This window comes from Vibrio palustris, assembly GCF_024346995.1.
Classification (GTDB): Bacteria; Pseudomonadota; Gammaproteobacteria; order Enterobacterales; family Vibrionaceae; genus Vibrio; species Vibrio palustris.
In genome coordinates this window covers 405,969-425,546 of the sequence record NZ_AP024888.1, presented here as the reverse complement: position 1 = coordinate 425,546, position 19,578 = coordinate 405,969, and the positions used below count along the sequence as shown (strand labels likewise).

Here is a 19,578-nt window from a genome sequence, read left to right as displayed (position 1 = left end):
AGACTTACGCCAAACTCACTTCTAGTAAGTGACTGAGTAACAAAGGAGTCATCATCTCATTCGATAAATAAATTCCAAATATTACGCAAAATCGAGAGTTTCTTATACTTAACCCAACGTTATTGATGATTTTTACTACAATGAGTTAACAAAACTATAATTTAAAGCAACGCCTTAAGTTTAATTACTAAGAATAATGTGCATAACCGTAACTAGGTCACTCGTTAAACGAATAATTTGCATTATGCTTGTTATTATCCCCCAACTATTATCGTGATGTTAGGCGTCTTTGCTGACCTAATGGGAGAGCTAAATGAAACAAACGTTGTGCTTTTTGTGTCTTTTACTCCTATCCAATCGTTCTGGATGGTCTCAACCGCTCATATTTGGGGTTGTACCACAACAGTCAGCAATAGAGTTAGCCAAAAAATGGAATCCTATCCTTGCCTCATTATCGTCAACAACACAACTCGACATTCAGTTTCGCACCGCAAAAGATATTCCAACCTTTGAACAACATCTCGCGCTTGGAGATTACGATCTTGCTTTTATGACACCGTTTCAATATGTCAGCTCACAGACTGCGGTTCACTATAAAGCTTTTGTCAAAGCCTCGAACACCCCCATTAATGGTGTAATTGTGGTCAATACACAGAGCGATATCCATACACTCGACGATTTACAATATAAGACCATGGTATTTACTTCATCAGAATTTTCCGCATCCACTTGGATTATTCACCACGAACTGCAAGAGGCAGGCATTCCCGTCTATTCACGCTATGTCTCTTCCGAGCAATCCGTATACTTAAATATTGCGAAAGGTTTTTTCACAGCAGGCGGCGGTGTACTCAATACCTTAGAGTATACTTCCAATGCCGTGAAAGATGATTTACGTATTTTATGGACCAGTAAAGACTATCCAACGTATGCTTTTGCTCATAATAAAGCATTGGACGAAGCGTCTGTTCGTTTGATTCAACACGCTTTGATTCAATTAGCGATTACCCCAAAGGGGCAACAACAATTACAAGCGCTAGGTCTGTCTCCTTTAATACCGGCAAGCCATGACGATTGGCATTCTCTTCGCACAACATTTCCTCAACAACAGTCAGGAGCCCAATAACAGTAATGGTTATGCAATCTCTGTCTTTACGCCTAAAAACCATCGTTGGCATCGCGCTTATCGAAATCGCGACTCTGTCTGTATTAGTCACCATAACTTTATGTTATTTATATGAAACCAATTATGAAGGAATGGAGCAGAGAGTCTCGTCAACCTTAGATTTGTATAGCACGGCAATCACTAACCCTGTATTAAGCTCCGATCTGGCAACATTACATGATTACACTGAAACACTACTGAAAAATAAAGGCGTAAAGTACGTCGCAGTATTAAACAACTCAGGCACCATTCTAGCCGAAGGGGGGGATTACCCTAGCCGTTTTACTCCAGGCATGCTTGAAGAAAATAGTAAAGCCGTCACAGACTCTATCTACGATGTTTCACACCGTATTGAGGAAGCCGGAGTGACGTTTGGTACTATTTGGATCGGTTTTAGTATGGCTGACATCAAAAGTACCATCGCGACGGCTGCCAAGTGGGCAGTGATCATCGTGGTATTAGATATTCTTTTTGTCGCTATTTTTTCGTATATTTTAGGCACAATGCTCACCAAACGTTTAGAAACTCTGAGTGCCGCTACTGCTCAAATTTCTCATGGCGATTTTGATATTCAACTGCCACTGAAAGGCAATGATGAAGTGTCAAAATTAACGCATGCTTTCAATCAAATGATCATGCAATTAAAGAGCACAACAGAACAAAACTTTCGTTATCAATCTCAACTACAAGAAATGAATAGTTCTCTTGAAGAGAAAGTAAAAGCGCGAACCTCGCAATTTCTAACGGTCAACCAACAGCTATCCACCGCAAACGAAGAACTCATCGCTACCCAACATCAACTCATTGAGAGTGAAAAAATGGCATCCCTAGGTATTATGGCATCCGGTTTTGCTCATGAAATTAATAACCCTGCCGGTGTAATAAGCGGCAACCTAAGCGTGTGTCAAAGTTATATTGAATTGTATAAGGAACGATTTAAACGCCAACAAGCTCTCATCGATCAACATATTGATAGTCAATATACTCAGTCCCTGAATCAATGGTTAAAACTGAATGATTTTAACTTCATTGACGCTGATATTCTCGATTCAATAAAAGACTCTATAAAGTGTGTTGAGCGTATTCATAGCATAGTGACGGCATTACAATATTATTCTAATGAACGTAATAACAGCCGTGACGGTATTGAGCCTATTGATATATACCCAAGTTTAGATCGTGCCATCTCGCAAACCTATAAAGATGAATCGATTGAGTTATTACTATCACCAGAATTACGTGCACTACCGCGCATATTAGGCATTCCCAACGAGCTCGATCGGTTACTGACTGAAGTTTTACAAAATGCGTTTCAGGCCTGCCAGCAAAAACCACAAGACACCTCGAGCGTCGCGATTTCTAGTCGTGTCATAGAAAAACACATCATATTATCAATAAAAGATACGGGGCCTGGCTTGTCAGAAGCGAATGTTAAGCATTTGTTTGATCCCTTCTATACCACACTGCCTGTGGGAGAAGGTATGGGGCTAGGATTAACTTATGCGTATGACATTATTAAACATTTGAAAGGAAAAATTGAAATTAACAATTGGGAGTCGGGAGCAGAAGTCATTCTGACGCTCCCGACAAGTTAACATTATCTAAGCCACAATATCATGATAAGGCTAGATAAAAATAGCGAGGGGGTATTGCGTGTCTTTCTCAATTTTTTTCAGTTTTTCTAGTAAGCTTTCATTTATCTCTTGCCCTGCGGTTAGCATGAGCCGGCCATTCGATAAATACACATCGCGCTTTACAATCGTACCAACTTGTACTTCATTGACACTCACACAGCGCTCTAAACCATCGGTTTGTTGCACATTGCTCATCACATCAATAAACGTTTTCACCACCTTAGGATCGTACAGTGTGCCACTATAATCACTTAAAAAGCGACGAGCACTGGTCGCTGTCATGCGGTTGCGATTATTTTCAGCGGCAACAAAATAGTCAAAGTTCTTAACCACACGAATAATTCGCGAGCCCATCGGTATGTCTTCGCCTTTCAAATGAGAGGGGCCTCCAGTGCCATTGAAATTTTCATCTTGATGTTTTATCACCGACATTAATGGGGCAAAACGCTGAATGCGTCCAACGATTTCAGCGCCCAATACAGAATTCGCATCGGGAGTGGTAGGAATACCTGCAGTACGTTTGACTAAAGAAGGTTTGGTATCCTTTCTCGCCGCTAATCCAATTTCATGTAACAAAGCACACAGATAAATCTGGTTCACGTCACCTTCCGATAATCCCATAGACTTCGCGACAACTTTAGATTGCTCTGCCACACGCTCACTATGGTTAGCAGGCATACCACTACTGTATTCAATAATCGCTTTCAATGTCGCTAAGATATCATTGAAGGTTTGACTTCTTGCTTTGAGCATTTTCTCTAACGAGCTATTGGCATCTTTCAACGCTTGAGTACGTTGTAATACTTTTTCTTCTAAACGCTGATTAAAACTTTTTAACTCGACATTTTTTTCTTCAAGCGTCACTAATAACTGATCATGCTGTTCACGTAAGGTATAAAACTCGGCCGCTTTCTCCACTGTTAGCTTTAACGACTGATTATCCCAAGGTTTAGATAAATAGTTATGAATCCCCCCTTCGTTCACTGCCCGAATGGTTGATTCCATATCACTGTACCCTGTCAGTAAAATACGTACAGAACGTGGACAGAGCTCTTTCGCTATCGATAAGAATTTAGCGCCATCCATATGCGGCATACGCATATCAGAAATAATGATAGAAACTGGGTTTTCACTCAAATACTCTAGAGCATCTTCCCCTTCATTAAACGACACCACATCATAGTCTAAACGCAGCACACGGGTTAACGTTTTAACAATGTCGGCTTCATCATCGAGTAACAACAATGATAAACGTGAAGAGCCGACGTCAGGGGTTTCCGCAACCGTTACATTCTCTGGTTTGGCCGGGTCTTTCTCTCCCATCGCGTCCGAGTTGTCTACACTGTTATCTACACTGATCGTTTCTTCATCAGTTCGAGAATGATCACTTTGGTCTGAGGTTTGCTTTACGTCGGTCATGACTCTCTCTCCCGCTGCTTGTAACCCTGAACATAATCGACAAACTCCTGCTTGGGTAATGGCGGACTGAATAAATAGCCCTGCACATGTTGGCAACCATGTTGACGGAGAATATCTAACTGAGTGAGATCTTCAACGCACTCCGCGATCACGCCCATATTTAACGATTTTGCGCTTTCGACGATAGAATTAAAAATCGCGTTATCTGCCACCGATTGGCCGAGCGCTTGAATAAACCGTCCATCGACTTTCAAAACATCAAAAGGCAGTTCACAAATCATTTCAAACCCAGAAAAACCTGTTCCAAAATCATCGATAGAGAGGCGCACGCCAAATTCAGAGAGCTTCTGCATTTCTGAGCGAGTTTTATCATAGCTTTGTATGAGTTGCGTATCGGTCATTTCTAAGTCTAGGCGTAATAAATGTCTTGGATTTGACTGAGCAATCGTTTCTAAAAACTGACAAATAATGCCTTTTTCTACCTGATTAGCGACGACATTAATCGCACACCGAATATCTGGATAACCTGCTTTTTCTAACTCTTCGAGCATTGACAATGTTTGTTCAAAAATCGACAACGTCATATCATCAATAAAGTTATATTTGGTTAATATAGGAATAAAAGTCATGGGTGGTTCATAATTACCAAACTCAGTCTGGCGGCGCACAAGCGCTTCACACCCATCGATTGTATTTGTTTCAACATTTACTTGTGGCTGAAAGAAAGCCACAAATTGTTGTGGCCCACTATCGAGCAATAATTTGACCAAATATTTCAATTCTGCTTTTGGTTCATCTTCATACCCCAACCAAAAGTACGGAGAATGTCCAATAGTCTCTAGATAACACTTACGATCATTTATGGCGTCAGAATCGATTTTTTCCCAACTTTTCAACTCGCTTACTGATAATTTGTACCCATAAGGCGAGTCAGACGGTATGAAAGCTTGCCATGCTTTATCAATTTTATTGATCATGTCCGTAAGCAAATTGACACTTTCCGCTGCGCAATCTAACACCATGAAAAACTTATCTTCGCTACGATAAATATCGAGAGAGACCTGCTGTTTTAATTGTTGTGCAAAACCTTCAATGACGGTATTCACCGCTGTGACGCCATAAGTAGTATTTAACGTGGCGGTATTACAGAGATCCACGGTTAACAGCAAAGTCGACACATCATTCTTATTGTTAATGATTTTCTGTAATTGGTCATTGAGACGATTGGGTAGCAGACACTGAGTTAATACATCGTGATGCGCGAAATCTGCTTGTCGCTGCAGAGCATTATGGATTTCTTTAATCAGTTCGACAGAGTCCCACGGTTTGGTGATGAATTTATGCAATGCGCCGACATTCAGTGCTTTACTTACATCACTTAACTCTGCTTGACCCGATAACATAATGGTCGACAGTTGCGGATTAATGGTCTTTAGCTTGATCAGCAATTCCACACCATTCATCTTAGGCATTCGGAAGTCAGAAATGACCAAGCTAATTCGGTGTTGCTTTACTATTTCAATCGCCTCTTCGACGTTGGTAGTGCTGTATATTTCAGCAAATTCCATACGCAGTGTGCGGATCAGTGACTTAAGAATAGGTAACTCATCATCAACTAATAAAATTTTATCGTATAACATCGGCGCGCCTCTCTATTCTTGAGAAGATTCAAGGATACTTTTGGGTCCCTCTACTGGCAGTCGGATAGTAAAACATGTTCCCTCACCTTCTTGACTGGTCACTTCAATCTTGCCTTTATGTGCATTGATAATGCCGTAAGAAACCGATAGCCCTAATCCCGTCCCTGAACCAACCGGTTTCGTCGTAAAAAACGGTTCAAAAATACGATTCAACTTATCCTCTGGGATTCCACAACCCGTATCACAGATAGCAATACTTACCCAACCCTCCTCATCATGATCCATCGTAATAATGATTTTTCCATCACCATCAATCGCCTGACTCGCATTCACTAAAATGTTGAGAAATACTTGGTTGAGCTGCATGGGTTGGCATAGCACTAAAGGAAAGTCATCTGCATAGTGACGTTCCACTTCAATACTATATTTTATTTCGTTATTGATGATTTTTAGTGTGGACTCCATACCATTAATTAAGTTGGAATGGTTCCATTCAGCATTATCGATGTGAGAGAAATCTTTAAGGTTTTTTACAATAGAAACAACGCGATCCGCGCCTTCAAGCGACTCTTTAATCAAATCTTCCACATCTTCTAAGATAAAATCGAGCTGATATTTCGCGCGGGTTTTCTGAATCTCTTGCGCGAGTTCCTGATTAGTGCTGGTTTTCAATATTTCTTCAACATCTGAAAAATAGTTTACGATCTTATTAAAATAATCTTGTAACGTTTGTGCATTTGACGTAATAAAACCAATCGGGTTATTGATTTCATGCGCAATACCCGCTGATAACTGACCAATAGACGCGAGTTTTTCTGATTGTAATAATTGCACTTGTGTATCTTTTAATTGTTTTAATGCATCGTTGAGCGTTTGATTGTTATCTTCTAACAATTCTGACATCGATTTCAGCGCTTTTTGCTGAGAAGCTTGCGTCGTGACGTCATACACACAGATACAAACGTGCTCAAGTGCCCCATCATCACTATGAATAGGGATGACTTCTATATCTTGATACATATCATCTTCTTTACCGGAGACAGGTCGTGAGCTCTTAAACGGCAAAAAGTGTGGCTGTTGTTCCCAAGACGAAAAACTGGAAGACTCAATCACAAATGCAGTATCAATCTTTCGCTTTAAAAACGTTGCTGAGTCAGGAAAGAGCTCAAGAATATTTTGCCCAACAAAATTCTCACAATTAACCTTAGCCCGTGTCTGAAAATATTCATTGGCCGTCATGATGCGATAATCACGCCGAACAATACACAGAGCAAATGATAACTGATTGAGCAAATCAGATAACATGAGTTTGGCTTTCATTCACATATCCTTCAGATAATTATAATAATTCGTCTAATTGGACGAGTACTTGGTCGAGTCCATTATCGGCAAATAAAATAATAGTTTTGGTTTGAAACTCTGCCACTTCAATAATGAAGTCCACTTCCATTAAAATCGGCGTTTTCCATTCCGATAAACGGTGCTGTTGCTCTGAAGGTTTAAAAATAGTAGGTGGTTGAATTTTTAGGTTCAATTCAATCTGCTGACATAACCCTTTTAAACTAGCACCACTTAAAATATTAGAGATGTCCAGTAGGCAATCATCAACTAAAATACTCGGCATATCTTCTGCTTGCTGGGCATCTAATTGATTCATTTCAGCAGCAATCACACGTCCGCCTTTTTTAGAAAGTAATGTCACCAACTCGCCAGACATGCCACCGTAAAAAGACTGACGAGTAAAATGATACGCTTCTTCCATCTCTTCAATCTTATCGAGTTCGCTTTTATCCACCAATTTAATGGCTGGTACGGTCAGTGTGACATGTAAGTTAAGCAATCGAGCGAGTTTATCCGCTGCTTGCCCCATAGAGATATTTAATAACTCTTTGAGGGTGTCATTGTGCTCTGCGCTTAGCTCTTTGCTCATAATAAGCCTACCTCATGCAATATTGAACGTAGTAAGTTCATATCTAACGGCTTTTTCAAAAAGCGTACCGCACCTAGTTCATTTACGCGCCGTTGAGATTCTGGTTGAATATCAGCACTGATGACAAACACATAGTTGCGTGCACCTTCCTCTTTTAGCGTTTTTAATACTTCAAAGCCATCCATGATTGGCATGGTTAAATCTAAAAACAGGACATCTGCTTTTCCAGCACGAAAACACTCAACGGCTTCCTGCCCATTGGTCGCTTCCGTTAAATTAATATCCCAGTCCTCAGGAAGAGATCGAATAACCGCTTTTCTCGATAACTTAGAATCATCACAAACCGTCACGGCGATTGTCATACGCTTATCCTCATTGGCTACTTAGGGGTAATACATCAACTATGGCGCTTCGGTAATCTTCTGGAACACGCTTCAAGAGTTGTTCCTCACTTACGCTACCTTTGCCCAATACAAACTGAATGTAAAAAGCGATGGAAACACAGTTTGTAATGTTATCTTCATTAAGATTAGTCAAAGAAAAACTTATAGTTAAAATCTTCTGCGTGATTTTCTCAGAATAACCCCAAAGCGTTAGTACATAAGCGGTAACCAACAAGACATCGTTCACAGGTCCCCCTAATGTTTGACGTTCTAACAGCACAGCCTCGTCTTCAATCTGCGATTGCATTAGCGTTAAAGTACCGATCGATACCATCAGTGTGATCATGAACGCCATTTCTTGAGCTTCTCTAGACATACCCAGCGAACGAGTTAACACTTTGGACTTTTGTGCAACCTCTAAGTATTCATTGACGACCGCTTGATGCTGTTCATCTGTGATTTTGTTAAGTGTTGTCGACTTGAGCATGCACAAAGTCATCGCTTCAATCGTCGAGCTACCTAGTCGGCTAATCGCCACTTCTAAAAATAATGTCCGGCTGTTAAATCCAAAATAAGCTGAATTCGCTAATTGAATGATTCTGGCGGCCAACGATGGTTCTTGTTTAACGGTATCTGCGAGCTGCTTTAAGTCCCCTTCTTCACTCTGCATCAGTGCTTGTACATCTTTAACCACTTTGGGCATCATAGGGATATTGGCGCTCATACTACTAAGCTTGACCAAACACTCTGGGGTAAAGGGCGCAGTATTAAGCCTTTGAGCTGCGGCAAGCACTAACGATAAATCTTGCTCTGAAAAAGGTTTGGGAAGAATAAAGTGGGCATAATCGTGTAAAGCAGTCGGCGCATCCTGATTCGTGTTGCCGGTCACCAAGCAGCGCATAGCAAGAGGAAAACGCTGTTTTGCATCAACCAGGAGTTTATCACCACTCATATGCGGCATGAGTAAATCAGAAATGATCAACAAGGGATCACTTGTTAGGTTATCTGCCCAATGTATAGAATCACTGACCGTCGTAATTGACCAATCAGGATAAATCCGACGAATCATTCGAGTCGTCGCTTTTAACATCAAAGGATCGTCGTCCACGTATAAGACATGTAACCCTGTGAACATATCCTTCTCCTATACTCTTCGGATGTCTCACCGCGGTGCAAACATCACACCCCAATAACTAAAAAACGATAGTTTCTATGTATTGAGCATAGCTCTAATTAATTAATACTTATTAACAATCCTCATTTAATATGACTTAGATCCCGAACACGACATACGGTAAAGCAATTTTGTTAAACAACGTCCACTAACTGAGACACATGAATGTCAGGCATCCATCAAAATATGCAAACGATTACCTATCTGACTACATAAAAATGTGAAGAATCCCTCTTTCGTCACGTTTGATTAACATTTAATGCAAAATTTACGTTTAAAAAAAATGCACTTTTCAGTATGATTCACCCCACTGTTTGCTGGAAACAAAACGTTACATTGTGAGTTTTTGTTTTATATCAGTCGATTAGATAAGAGATAACTGCAGGATAATATCAATACCCACTAACCGTATTTGATATGGCATAAACAGTTTTTATAAATTTGAGGAGACCAAATGGAATTTTTAAAATCCTTCTTTGGGTTAGTCGGTGACCTAACTTGGGGCGCATCACTAATACCATTTCTAGTAATTTTCGGTGTGTTCTTTACGATTGTGACAAACTTCGTACAGTTCCGCTTTTTTAAACGCATGTTTAATGTTCTATCGCAAAAGAGCAAAAAAGGAAAAGACTCTATTTCCGGTCGTGAAGCGTTGTTGCTTTCTATCGGTGGACGTGTGGGCGGTGGTAACATCGCAGGTGTTGCAGTAGCAATCACACTAGGAGGTCCTGGTGCTGTATTCTGGATGTGGGCGATCGCACTAGTTGGTATGGCAACAAGCTTGGTCGAGTGTACTCTTGCTCAGTTGTACAAACGCAAAGATGGTAAAGATTTCCGTGGCGGCGCTGCGTTCTCTATTATCCATGGTTTAGGTAACAACTATCGTTGGTTAGCGATTGCATATGCAGTCTGTTTGATCGCTTCTTTCGCCCTAGGTTTTAACGCATTCCAAGGCAACACCGTTGCTGGCGCCATCCAAGATAGTATGGGTATTGGCCGTGAATACACTGCGTTCTTCCTTGCGATTGTGGTTGCTTACATCATCTATGGTGGTATTAAGCGTATTGCCAAAGTTGCCGACGTCGTAGTACCTATCATGGCAGTGGGTTATGTTCTACTTGCAGCTCTTGTCATTATTATGAACATTGGTCACGTTCCCGAAGTATTGGCGAGCATTTTCAAAAATGCCTTCGGATTTGAAGAAGCCGTGAGTGGCGGTATGGGCGCTGCGATTGCTCAAGGCCTACGTCGTGGTCTATTTTCGAACGAAGCAGGTCTGGGCTCAGCACCAAACGTTGCCGCAACCGCGGACGTTCCTCACCCGATCAGTCAAGGTATTTCACAATCACTGTCGGTATTCATTGACACTATGGTTGTCTGTACTTGTACGGCGATGATCATCTTACTGGGTACCGTTTACGTTCCTGGTGCACAAAACATCGATGGTGTGGTTCTAACACAGCAATCTCTCGTCTCTCACTTGGGTGTTTGGGCGAAATATTACTTAACAGCTGCGATCTTGTTGTTCTCATTCAGCTCTGTAGTATACAACTACTACTTGGGTGAAAACGCATTGAGCTTTATGACAAAAAACAAAGCTTATGTTCATGTTTTGCGTATTGCTGTGGTCGCGATTGTCTTCATTGGCGCGATTGCCCCTGGCGCAACATCGGTATTCTTCTTCTCAGATCCACTAATGGGCGTATTGGCTATCATCAACTTACTTGCGTTGATTATGCTATTCCCGACTGCAATGCGTATGCTTCAAGATTACCGTAAGCAGCTGAGCAAAGGTGTTGAAGAGCCAGTCTTTAATCCAAACGAATTCCCAGATTTGGACATTGACCGTGATGCATGGGTAACCCCAAAATCTAAATAAATCTTAAGTTTAGTTAATAAAAAACCAGTCAGTAACTGACTGGTTTTTTTTCGCTCGCCGCTTAATATCTACCTCAACAAAAGGTATTAATCCGTCTTCAACAGCCCATAAATAGCATGATCTAAAATAGCCCCATTTAGGTTTTCACTGCGTGTAATCACGCCTTCTAAATTCATACCTAAGCGTTCACAGACGCTACGACTTTTTGTATTGTTAACCGCCGCGGATATTACGATTTTTTGTAAGTTCAGTTCATCAAATCCATATTGAATCAGGGCTTGCACGCTACGCGTTATAATCCCTTTACCTTGCATGCTTTCACGTAACCAGTAGCCAACTTCTCCAACCCCCGTTTCATGGTCAATATGATTAAAGCTGATATTTCCCACTAACGTTTTTTGGTAAAAAATACTGCATGTCAACGATTTATCGTCGGCATAATCATGCAAAGACTGGCGTGCGAAGGTTTTGAAAAATGCTTCATCTGTGGCACGGTGAGGAAATACCAACCACTTTCCCAAGTATTCTCTTTCTTGTTCAACGATAGCGAATATATCACGGGCAAAACTCGGCTGTATTAACGCCAATTGAATCTCGTCATCCACTGTTTTTGTAAACATGCCTCATTCCTTTTTATTTTACTGACTAATCTCTTCCAACACGCCATCAGAGGTGTGCCTGCCCTCGATAAACCGCATAATATATATTGCCTTTTGACCTGTAACAATTACAGAATTTCAATATAACCCTATGATATAATAACAATAATATCTATTAGTTCAATACACATAAAATAATCGCAAGCAGCGGTAAAGGCGTATTGATGTCCCAAGGTGAGATGACAAACATCTATTGTTCTCAAGAATAGCTCAGAGGAGTTTGTCAGGCAGACAATAAAAAACCGCTACACGAGTAACGGCTTAGCTTAATAGTGCGATAACGTCTATATCGCTGTTATTTTCCGCCAACACTTAAGCGTGCAAAGCGGATTTTAGGCGCATAGAATGACTGAAACATATTCGATTCCAGCACCTGACCAATCGCTTCAATCTCTTTGAGCATCGAATAAAAATTACCAGCAACGGTAATACCTCGAACTGGCTGTATACGCTGGCCATCACGACACAAGAAACCACTCGCTCCAAAAGAGAAGTCGCCTGTGATTACATCGGCGCCTGAGTGTATTCCTTGCAACGCCACTAACTCTAAATATTCTCCAGACTGAACATCATCCACGGTATGATGGCCGACATCCACTACGGTATGCAAATGACCCACGTCCAATGCTGCCATACGCGCCGCATTTCCCGTTGTCTGCGTATTAAAGTAGCTCGCGGTTTCACTATTATGCAATAGCGAGCGTAATTCGCCATTTTGGATCATTGTGGTATTTTGCGTAGCGAAACCTTCGCTATCAAATGCTTTAATACGCATTCCCTGCGGCTGAAAAGGAACATCACGCAACGTAAAACCGCCATAGGCAACACTAGTACCCAGTTTGTCGGCCAACGGCGTAATACCTTGCATCGCTGCCTTGCCTGAGAATGCTACACAAAATGCCGAGAAAACATTATAGAGTTCATCGACTGAAAAAATGACCGCATAATGCCCTGTCGCTACCGGTGCTCCACCCAGTAGCTCACGCGCTATTTCAGTACTGTGACGAATAACAAATTCTGTATCGATATCATCGAAACAGCGGGCTAACGACAGGCTATGATGCATCGATTGCTTGTCATTATTGACACATAATACCTCTGAATTACATCCCAATCTCCGCTCTTTGTGTTGACAGTGAGTGCCTAGCGTATTGGCCACCACCATCAGGCTATTTGTTTCAAAATACTCGTTTTCTGTCACGTTATCGACATAGCGCTGCTGGCGTAGAGCATCTTCAACCGATAAGACCATATTCACTTTTTGTTCGACAGAAACATCATCAACTTGGTTGATACTATCATCAGCATCATTAATATCGTTCTCTGCACAAACAATACGTTGATGCTGAGAGGTTTTAGTGTAAGGCAAACTGTCGATAAGGCTCTTGACCATGTGTTTAAGATCGCTCGATTCAAACGATTCAGAACAGCCCGTCGCAACTTTTTGATCTTTGATAATACGAATACCGATTTCACGCTCATTGGCGACTTCGTAGCGATCCACATTTCCTTGATAAGTACTTAAACCCAAAGAGTCGCTAGTACGAATAACCACATCTGCTTCTGCGCCTTGGCGACTGGCCTCTTCCAATAACACATCAATCGCTTGATTGTTTATATCTTGTTGGTTCATTCGTTACCTCCTCCCACAACGATGCGATCGACTTTTAAGCTCGGCTGCCCAATAGACGTTGGTACCGCGCCACTGATTGAACCACACCATCCGCCACCAGCTAGCGATAGGTCATTACCTACCATGCTAATATCTTGCAAAACTTTGGGGCCTGTCCCAATCAAAGTCGCCGATTTTAACGGCTTGGTGATCTTGCCGTTTTCAATTAAAAACGCATCGTTCACTGCAAAGTTAAATTCGCCAGTTCCCGGTTGTACAGAGCCTCCTCCCATTTGCGCGGCATAAATCCCGTAGTCAATACTGCCTATCATATCTTCAAATGAAGAATCACCCGCTTCAATGTAAGTATTACGCATACGAGATGCAGGCGCATAGCGATAGCTTTCTCGTCGGCCAGAGCCAGTACGTTCGTAGCCGGTTTTTATGCTGCCCATTTTATCGACCATAAACCCAGTCAATCGTCCGTCTTTGATCAATTGAGTACGTTGCACTGGCATCCCTTCATCATCAATGTTCAGCGACCCCCATTGATTAGCGATGGTGCCATCATCGACAGCATTAACAACAGAGTTAGCAATGAGTTCACCCATTTGGTCATGGAATACCGACGCTTGCTTTTCAACCGATGTCGTTTCTAATAAGTGACCACAAGCTTCATGGAAAATCACTCCGCCAAACCCATTACCAATCACAACCGGTAGCTCTCCTGATGGGCAGACTGCGGCATCCAATTTACGCACGGCACTTTCCGCCACATCTTGCGCTAATTTACGCTCATTGATGGCATCGACAAATTCCCAGCCAGACAATGCTCCCGGCATTTGTATACCATTGGTTTGTTGCCCATTTTTCTCGGCAATCGCTATAATATCCATATAACACCAATGCCGAGTGTCTTCTATCTGTAGTCCTTCAGAGTTGTAAATCATGACATGCTGATCCACTTGATTAACCCGTCCGATAAATTGGTTAATCAAAGGGCTGTATGAGCGAACCGCCGCGTCCATATCATTTAAAAATGACACTTTCTCAGATAAATAAGAAGAGCCTCGCAACGGCCGTTGGCAAGGATGCTGATTGATATATGCAACAGGATTAAAGGCAGCAGAATGAATGATTTGCGCACCTTTGCTCCGCTCTGTAAGAACATCGATGACTTTTTTTAAATCCGCTTCATCCTTGCTATAAGTAAAACCATACAAAACGTTATGGCCGTAAAATAAACGTACCCCCACACCACTGCTGATATCATCAGAGATATCAGATACCTCTGAGGATGATAATTCAATCGTATTGCTATACCGATTTTCTGCAAACAACTCAGCAAAATCAGCGCCTAAAAATAGAGCGTGGTCGATCACGGATTTCGCGACCCCTGAATCTAGCATGACATCTCCTTGTCTAATTCATACGTAAACGAAACACAGTTTATCGATTTTTACATTATCATACTCAGTCCGATCATAAGCTTAATATTGCATATAAATTAAGAGTAATGGCAATAACTTCATTAACACTGCACAAATAAATTTTATTTTAATTACAAAATAGTCAGTTAAAAATACGAACAATATTGAGAAAAATACCAAGACTCGTGACATTTTTAGCAAAGGGAAATGACATGAAGTAGTCAGATAAGAAAGTAAACAATAATGCCGCATAAAACGATCGTATCGACATCGTTCATCGACACGGCTTGCCAACAAAGTGACTTCAGAGAACTTGGGGTATAGTAGATGAGTAAACCGATTTATTATCCCCCAATGACTTACCACACAGGCAAGTCATTGGGGGTATCATCATAACGCGAGACTAACTCGTCAGTGGTGATGAACTTACGGTAGCTTGCGATGCAGATGATGTTTTATTCGGGATTACCATAATAAGCTCGTTGTTATCAATCCATTGTTGTTTCTCTTCTTCGGTTGCTTTCGGGCAAAATTTACCAAAATAGGCATACCCAATCCCAATGACCGGTGACATCCAGCACGCCACGGCGCAGAAGATATACAGTAAATTCTCAGTATTGCCGTCAGCAATCCCTAGCCCAAGAGACTGGATGACTAACGCACCACCGGCGTTCCAAGGAATCAGAGGTGATAATAATGTGCCCCCTTCTTCTACAGAACGCGATAAACATAAGGTAGAATAGCCCATACCGCGATATGCTTGGCTATACATACGTCCTGGCAACGCAATGGATAAATATGGGTCACCCGCGACAAGGTTTGTGCCAGCGGCGGTTAACGTTGACGCGACTTGAAGGCCAAAAATGGTGCGTACTCGGCTCATAATGCTCATCACAATGGTTTCTAAACAGCGCGTTTGTTCTAATACACCGCCTAACGCCAGAGCGATTAATACCAAGGTTAAAATCCAAGCCATCGATTGAATTCCCCCTCGGTTCAATAGCGCATCCGCATTGCTATTCCCCGTTTCAATGCTAAAACCATTTTGTAAAAAACTGAGCGCATCATGCAGTGGAACACCCTGTACAAATATAGCAATACCTAAGCTAAACAATACGCTGGCCATTAAACTAGGAATCGCTGGCATTTTTAGAATCGCTAATGTAAACACGACAATCGCAGGCGTTAATACCCACCAATTGAATGTAAAGTGCTGACTCAATGCTTGTGTCATTGCTTGGATTTTTATCTGATCGACCTGGGTGGCATCAATCATATTAAACCCAACAAAGACGTAGACGATAAGCGCAATACATAGTGCGGGTACCGTCGTTGGCAACATGTTACGAATGTGCGCGAACAAGTTAGTCCCGGTGACAGCAGGCGCTAAATTGGTGGTATCAGACAGTGGTGACATTTTATCGCCAAAAAACGCGCCAGATACAACGGCTCCAGCGGTCCAATAGGCTGGAATACCAAAACCTTCCCCAACGCCCATCAATGCAAGACCAACGGTAGCTGTCGTTGTCCACGAAGTCCCCAGTGAGACTGAGATGATTGCACATAAAATCATTGCCGCTGCTAAGAAGGTCTGAGGCGTAAGGATCTGAAAACCGTAATAGATCATCATCGGCACTGTACCGCTGGCAATCCAACTTCCAATGATCATACCAATGATCAACATGATAATAATCGCCGAAGTCGCTACTTGAATAACATGGAATAACCCTTTTTCCATGGTTTTCCAGCGATACCCACGACACCATGCAATCGCACAAGTGAGCACAATCCCAATGGCCAGTGGCGTATGAGGAGTAAAATCACCAAAGTAAAACAGTTGAATACCTAACATGCCGATAGTCAGTGCTATCGGTAAGATAGCGAGGAATAATCCCGGCTTTTCTATTTGTTCGTGTGAATGTGTAGACATGCAGCCTCCTTGCGTAGAATGTCTCATCCTGAGACCTTAATAAGCGTTATCACTCGAGATAGCAGCAAAAACGCCGTCTATTACTGAGATCAAACGCCAACCTAAACAAGAGTAGAACATTCTAATTCACAAAGTTTCATCAAACCGCTTTACATGGTTCTATCTGCGACATATCGATAAAAATCAACCGCCTAAAATAGTCCTGATTTTATAGCACTCAAAACCACTCAATGACATCAGATGTTACCTTGTAACATCAATCATCTGTACAAATGTAAATACACCGTTATCGTAACGATATTCAAATATGGCACAGTTAGGAATGCCGTTTTTTAATACCTCTGCATGATTATCATGCCAGTGCATCAAAAATTGTTTACATGAGCCTGAATGCGACACGGCTAATACGGTGTTATGATCGGGTGATTGCATGATCGATGTGCATGTTTCCACCATGCGCTGACGAACTTGTGGTTTTGACTCCCCACCAAATTGCAGATAGTAATCTTCACGCATGTCATAGTTTGGATGCAGGTCTTCACTTTCCGATTCATACACACCAAAATTTATTTCTTTTAAACCTTTTAAGCGCTGATATGGCAAGCGACCATGAGTCGCGATTTCGGCAGTATCGCACGCCCGCTCAGACGAAGAACTGTATAAATAATCCAAGGCCACATTATCAAAAAATTGCGCGGCCATAGTCGCTTGGGCAATGCCTGTTTCTGTGAGTGGTGAGTCACACCACCCTTGAATTTTTCGCCGTTGATTAAACAAGGTTTGCCCGTGACGCATTAAATAAAAAGTTGCTGCCATAACGTCTTTTTTCCCTATAAACAAATAATACCACGCATAAAAAAACACACATCGTGACGACGATGTGTGTTTATATTAAAGCATTTAGATGTAATCAGCGAGTAAACACCTTAGCTTACTCGTGCTCATTAATCCGCATCAAGTGATTTCATGTCAATCACGAAGCGGTGAGATAAATCACCTTCAGCTAAACGCTCAAACGCACCATTAATTTGGTCAATTTCGATCAATTCACATTCTGGGTAAACGTTATGTTCTGCACAGAAATCAAGCACTTCTTGAGTTTGTTCGATACCACCAATCAATGAACCGGCAATACGGCGGCGGCCCAATACCATTGGGTACGTCATGACTTCTTCAAGCGGGCCGATTTGACCAACAATGACCAAGGTACCATCCACATCAAGTAGCGGCATGTATGGGTTAAGATCGTGTTTTTTCGGCACAGTATCAATAATCAAATCAAATGCATTAGCCGATGCGGTAAGCTCATCTTCATCAGACGACGCTAAAATGCCTTTCGCGCCCAACTGTTGAGCTTCTGCTTCTTTGCGTTTAGAGCGGCTAATAACCGTCACTTCTGCGCCCATAGCAACCGCCAGCTTCACGGCCATATGACCAAGACCACCAAGACCAATGACACCAACACGAGAACCTGGTTTTACATTCCACTCACGTAATGGAGAGAAGGTCGTAATACCTGCACATAGAATTGGCGCTGCGCGTGAAGTATCCATTTTTTCAGGAATACGCAGAACGAACTCTTCGCGTACAACGATGTGTTTAGAGTAACCGCCTTGTGTGGTGGTACCATCAATACGATCAGGCGAGCCATAGGTACCCGTTAGGCCATTACGGCAGTATTGCTCTTCACCATGGTGGCATTGGTCACACTCTTGGCAGCTATCGACCATACAACCGACGGCAACATGGTCACCCACTTTGTAATTGTTAACTCCAGTACCGATAGATTTCACGATACCAACAATTTCATGGCCCGGCACTAATGGATAAGGCTGAGATCCCCAGTCACCGTTTACGGTGTGCAAGTCTGAGTGACAAACACCGCAATAAGTAATTTCGATTGCTACATCATTAGCACGTAGTTCACGTCGTTCAAAGTGATAAGGAACGAGCTCCGAATCTGCTGAATGCGCGGCATACCCTACTGTTTTCATAAACATCTATCCTTATTTCTTTTAAAATGATAAAGCCAGCTACTTATTAAGCTAGGAGGTTAGCCTACCTTACTTATTGTAAAAACGTCTTGCCTGATCGTCCGCGTAACATGCACAAAACTGCACAAATCAATATAATTAACAGAAAAAAAACACAAATATGTGATGTTATAACACTTTTTTATGCCTATTTATCCAATTTGTGCATTTTGGTTAGATTAACGTACTGCCCGTCAACACTAACATCGCGATCATCGCAACCACACCAACCAAGAAGAAATAAGAACGCGGACTTGGGTTTTTTTCTGTCGCAATCGCATAATACAATCCCATATGGAAAAGACGCGCAACCGCAAACACACAAATCCAAATACCACACCAATAAGGGTTGGCTCCAGCTAATATCGCCAGTAACGACAGTCCGAGCATCACTGGTACATTTTCTAACGAATTCATGAAAGTACGATGGGAGCGAAATATAAAAGAATCATGACTTAGGTCATTATCTATTTTTCCGGGAACGGCATCTTTTTGAGCGCCCTTAGCCATTGTCGCGACGGCCCATTGGACAATCCAAGTAGCAAGAACCACCCAAAGTCCAAGCAACGATGTATGGTAGTCATTCAATAAGGTGTTCATTGGTACTCCTTTAAGTGCTAGTGATAACTATGATCCACGCTGCGTATCATCAAACGCTACGCTTTATCGATACAAATACTAAAATACAAC

General features: G+C 41.9%; 16 protein-coding genes. 3 read left to right on the top strand and 13 right to left on the bottom strand.

Annotation, left to right across the window (positions count from 1 at the left end):
* Window positions 1-313 precede the first annotated feature (313 nt).
* Together OCU30_RS14305 and OCU30_RS14300 are read left to right on the top strand one after the other, a co-directional pair.
* Window positions 314-1,126 (top strand): phosphate/phosphite/phosphonate ABC transporter substrate-binding protein, encoded by an 813-nt coding sequence (locus OCU30_RS14305; protein ID WP_077314384.1) that lies wholly within the window; start codon window positions 314-316, stop codon window positions 1,124-1,126.
* An 11-nt stretch (window positions 1,127-1,137) separates the two neighbouring features.
* Window positions 1,138-2,760: a HAMP domain-containing sensor histidine kinase gene (locus OCU30_RS14300; protein WP_159439130.1), complete on the top strand. Its 1,623-nt coding sequence runs from the start codon at window positions 1,138-1,140 to the stop codon at window positions 2,758-2,760.
* A gap of 30 nt (window positions 2,761-2,790) precedes the next feature.
* On the opposite strand, the gene nosR is transcribed toward OCU30_RS14300, so the two are convergent.
* The 6 genes from nosR to OCU30_RS14270 form a co-directional block, all read right to left on the bottom strand.
* Window positions 2,791-4,122 (bottom strand): response regulator c-di-GMP phosphodiesterase, NosR family, encoded by a 1,332-nt coding sequence (nosR, locus tag OCU30_RS14295; protein ID WP_077315079.1) that lies wholly within the window; start codon window positions 4,120-4,122, stop codon window positions 2,791-2,793.
* A gap of 92 nt (window positions 4,123-4,214) precedes the next feature.
* On the bottom strand, window positions 4,215-5,858 hold the full coding sequence (locus OCU30_RS14290; protein WP_077314386.1) for a GGDEF domain-containing phosphodiesterase: 1,644 nt from the start codon (window positions 5,856-5,858) through the stop codon (window positions 4,215-4,217).
* A gap of 12 nt (window positions 5,859-5,870) precedes the next feature.
* Window positions 5,871-7,178, bottom strand: a complete 1,308-nt coding sequence (locus OCU30_RS14285; RefSeq protein WP_235861855.1) for an ATP-binding protein — start codon at window positions 7,176-7,178, stop codon at window positions 5,871-5,873.
* Between the two features lie 19 nt (window positions 7,179-7,197).
* A complete protein-coding gene (locus OCU30_RS14280; RefSeq protein WP_077314387.1) occupies window positions 7,198-7,788 on the bottom strand; it encodes a chemotaxis protein CheC in 591 nt (196 codons plus the stop codon).
* Window positions 7,785-8,150, bottom strand: coding sequence for a response regulator (locus tag OCU30_RS14275; RefSeq protein ID WP_077314388.1), 366 nt, complete (start codon window positions 8,148-8,150; stop codon window positions 7,785-7,787). The genes OCU30_RS14280 and OCU30_RS14275 overlap by 4 nt, the downstream gene beginning before the upstream one ends.
* A 10-nt stretch (window positions 8,151-8,160) precedes the next feature.
* Complete coding sequence (locus OCU30_RS14270) at window positions 8,161-9,306, bottom strand: HDOD domain-containing protein (RefSeq protein ID WP_077314389.1); 1,146 nt, start codon at window positions 9,304-9,306, stop codon at window positions 8,161-8,163.
* A 493-nt stretch (window positions 9,307-9,799) separates the two neighbouring features.
* Here OCU30_RS14270 and OCU30_RS14265 point away from each other — a divergent pair, with 493 nt between their 5' ends.
* On the top strand, window positions 9,800-11,224 hold the full coding sequence (locus tag OCU30_RS14265; RefSeq protein WP_077314390.1) for an alanine/glycine:cation symporter family protein: 1,425 nt from the start codon (window positions 9,800-9,802) through the stop codon (window positions 11,222-11,224).
* Between the two features lie 86 nt (window positions 11,225-11,310).
* Here the strand turns inward: OCU30_RS14265 and OCU30_RS14260 are convergent, their stop codons facing one another.
* The 7 genes from OCU30_RS14260 to OCU30_RS14230 form a co-directional block, all read right to left on the bottom strand.
* A complete protein-coding gene (locus OCU30_RS14260; protein WP_077314391.1) occupies window positions 11,311-11,844 on the bottom strand; it encodes a GNAT family N-acetyltransferase in 534 nt (177 codons plus the stop codon).
* A 334-nt stretch (window positions 11,845-12,178) separates the two neighbouring features.
* Window positions 12,179-13,516, bottom strand: coding sequence for a TldD/PmbA family protein (locus OCU30_RS14255; RefSeq protein ID WP_077314392.1), 1,338 nt, complete (start codon window positions 13,514-13,516; stop codon window positions 12,179-12,181).
* A complete protein-coding gene (locus OCU30_RS14250; protein ID WP_077314393.1) occupies window positions 13,513-14,904 on the bottom strand; it encodes a TldD/PmbA family protein in 1,392 nt (463 codons plus the stop codon). The genes OCU30_RS14255 and OCU30_RS14250 overlap by 4 nt, the downstream gene beginning before the upstream one ends.
* A gap of 424 nt (window positions 14,905-15,328) precedes the next feature.
* A complete protein-coding gene (gene nhaC / locus OCU30_RS14245; RefSeq protein ID WP_077314394.1) occupies window positions 15,329-16,855 on the bottom strand; it encodes a Na+/H+ antiporter NhaC in 1,527 nt (508 codons plus the stop codon).
* A gap of 243 nt (window positions 16,856-17,098) precedes the next feature.
* Complete coding sequence (locus OCU30_RS14240) at window positions 17,099-17,671, bottom strand: histidine phosphatase family protein (RefSeq protein ID WP_077314395.1); 573 nt, start codon at window positions 17,669-17,671, stop codon at window positions 17,099-17,101.
* 128 nt (window positions 17,672-17,799) lie between these two features.
* On the bottom strand, window positions 17,800-18,849 hold the full coding sequence (locus tag OCU30_RS14235; RefSeq protein WP_077314396.1) for an NAD(P)-dependent alcohol dehydrogenase: 1,050 nt from the start codon (window positions 18,847-18,849) through the stop codon (window positions 17,800-17,802).
* Between the two features lie 213 nt (window positions 18,850-19,062).
* Window positions 19,063-19,488 carry an MAPEG family protein gene (locus OCU30_RS14230; protein ID WP_077314397.1) on the bottom strand — a complete coding sequence of 142 codons (426 nt, stop codon included), beginning with the start codon at window positions 19,486-19,488 and terminating at the stop codon, window positions 19,063-19,065.
* Window positions 19,489-19,578 lie beyond the last annotated feature (90 nt).

Excerpts from the sequence above, each read along its gene's own strand:
- OCU30_RS14305 (WP_077314384.1), top strand. The coding sequence starts at position 314 with ATGAAACAAACGTTGTGCTTTTTGTGTCTTTTACTCCTATCCAATCGT.
- OCU30_RS14300 (WP_159439130.1), top strand. The coding sequence starts at position 1,138 with ATGCAATCTCTGTCTTTACGCCTAAAAACCATCGTTGGCATCGCGCTT.
- nosR (WP_077315079.1), bottom strand. The coding sequence starts at position 4,122 with ATGGGAGAGAAAGACCCGGCCAAACCAGAGAATGTAACGGTTGCGGAA.
- OCU30_RS14290 (WP_077314386.1), bottom strand. The coding sequence starts at position 5,858 with ATGTTATACGATAAAATTTTATTAGTTGATGATGAGTTACCTATTCTT.
- OCU30_RS14285 (WP_235861855.1), bottom strand. The coding sequence starts at position 7,178 with ATGAAAGCCAAACTCATGTTATCTGATTTGCTCAATCAGTTATCATTT.
- OCU30_RS14280 (WP_077314387.1), bottom strand. The coding sequence starts at position 7,788 with ATGAGCAAAGAGCTAAGCGCAGAGCACAATGACACCCTCAAAGAGTTA.
- OCU30_RS14275 (WP_077314388.1), bottom strand. The coding sequence starts at position 8,150 with ATGACAATCGCCGTGACGGTTTGTGATGATTCTAAGTTATCGAGAAAA.
- OCU30_RS14270 (WP_077314389.1), bottom strand. The coding sequence starts at position 9,306 with ATGTTCACAGGGTTACATGTCTTATACGTGGACGACGATCCTTTGATG.
- OCU30_RS14265 (WP_077314390.1), top strand. The coding sequence starts at position 9,800 with ATGGAATTTTTAAAATCCTTCTTTGGGTTAGTCGGTGACCTAACTTGG.
- OCU30_RS14260 (WP_077314391.1), bottom strand. The coding sequence starts at position 11,844 with ATGTTTACAAAAACAGTGGATGACGAGATTCAATTGGCGTTAATACAG.
- OCU30_RS14255 (WP_077314392.1), bottom strand. The coding sequence starts at position 13,516 with ATGAACCAACAAGATATAAACAATCAAGCGATTGATGTGTTATTGGAA.
- OCU30_RS14250 (WP_077314393.1), bottom strand. The coding sequence starts at position 14,904 with ATGCTAGATTCAGGGGTCGCGAAATCCGTGATCGACCACGCTCTATTT.
- nhaC (WP_077314394.1), bottom strand. The coding sequence starts at position 16,855 with ATGTCTACACATTCACACGAACAAATAGAAAAGCCGGGATTATTCCTC.
- OCU30_RS14240 (WP_077314395.1), bottom strand. The coding sequence starts at position 17,671 with ATGGCAGCAACTTTTTATTTAATGCGTCACGGGCAAACCTTGTTTAAT.
- OCU30_RS14235 (WP_077314396.1), bottom strand. The coding sequence starts at position 18,849 with ATGAAAACAGTAGGGTATGCCGCGCATTCAGCAGATTCGGAGCTCGTT.
- OCU30_RS14230 (WP_077314397.1), bottom strand. The coding sequence starts at position 19,488 with ATGAACACCTTATTGAATGACTACCATACATCGTTGCTTGGACTTTGG.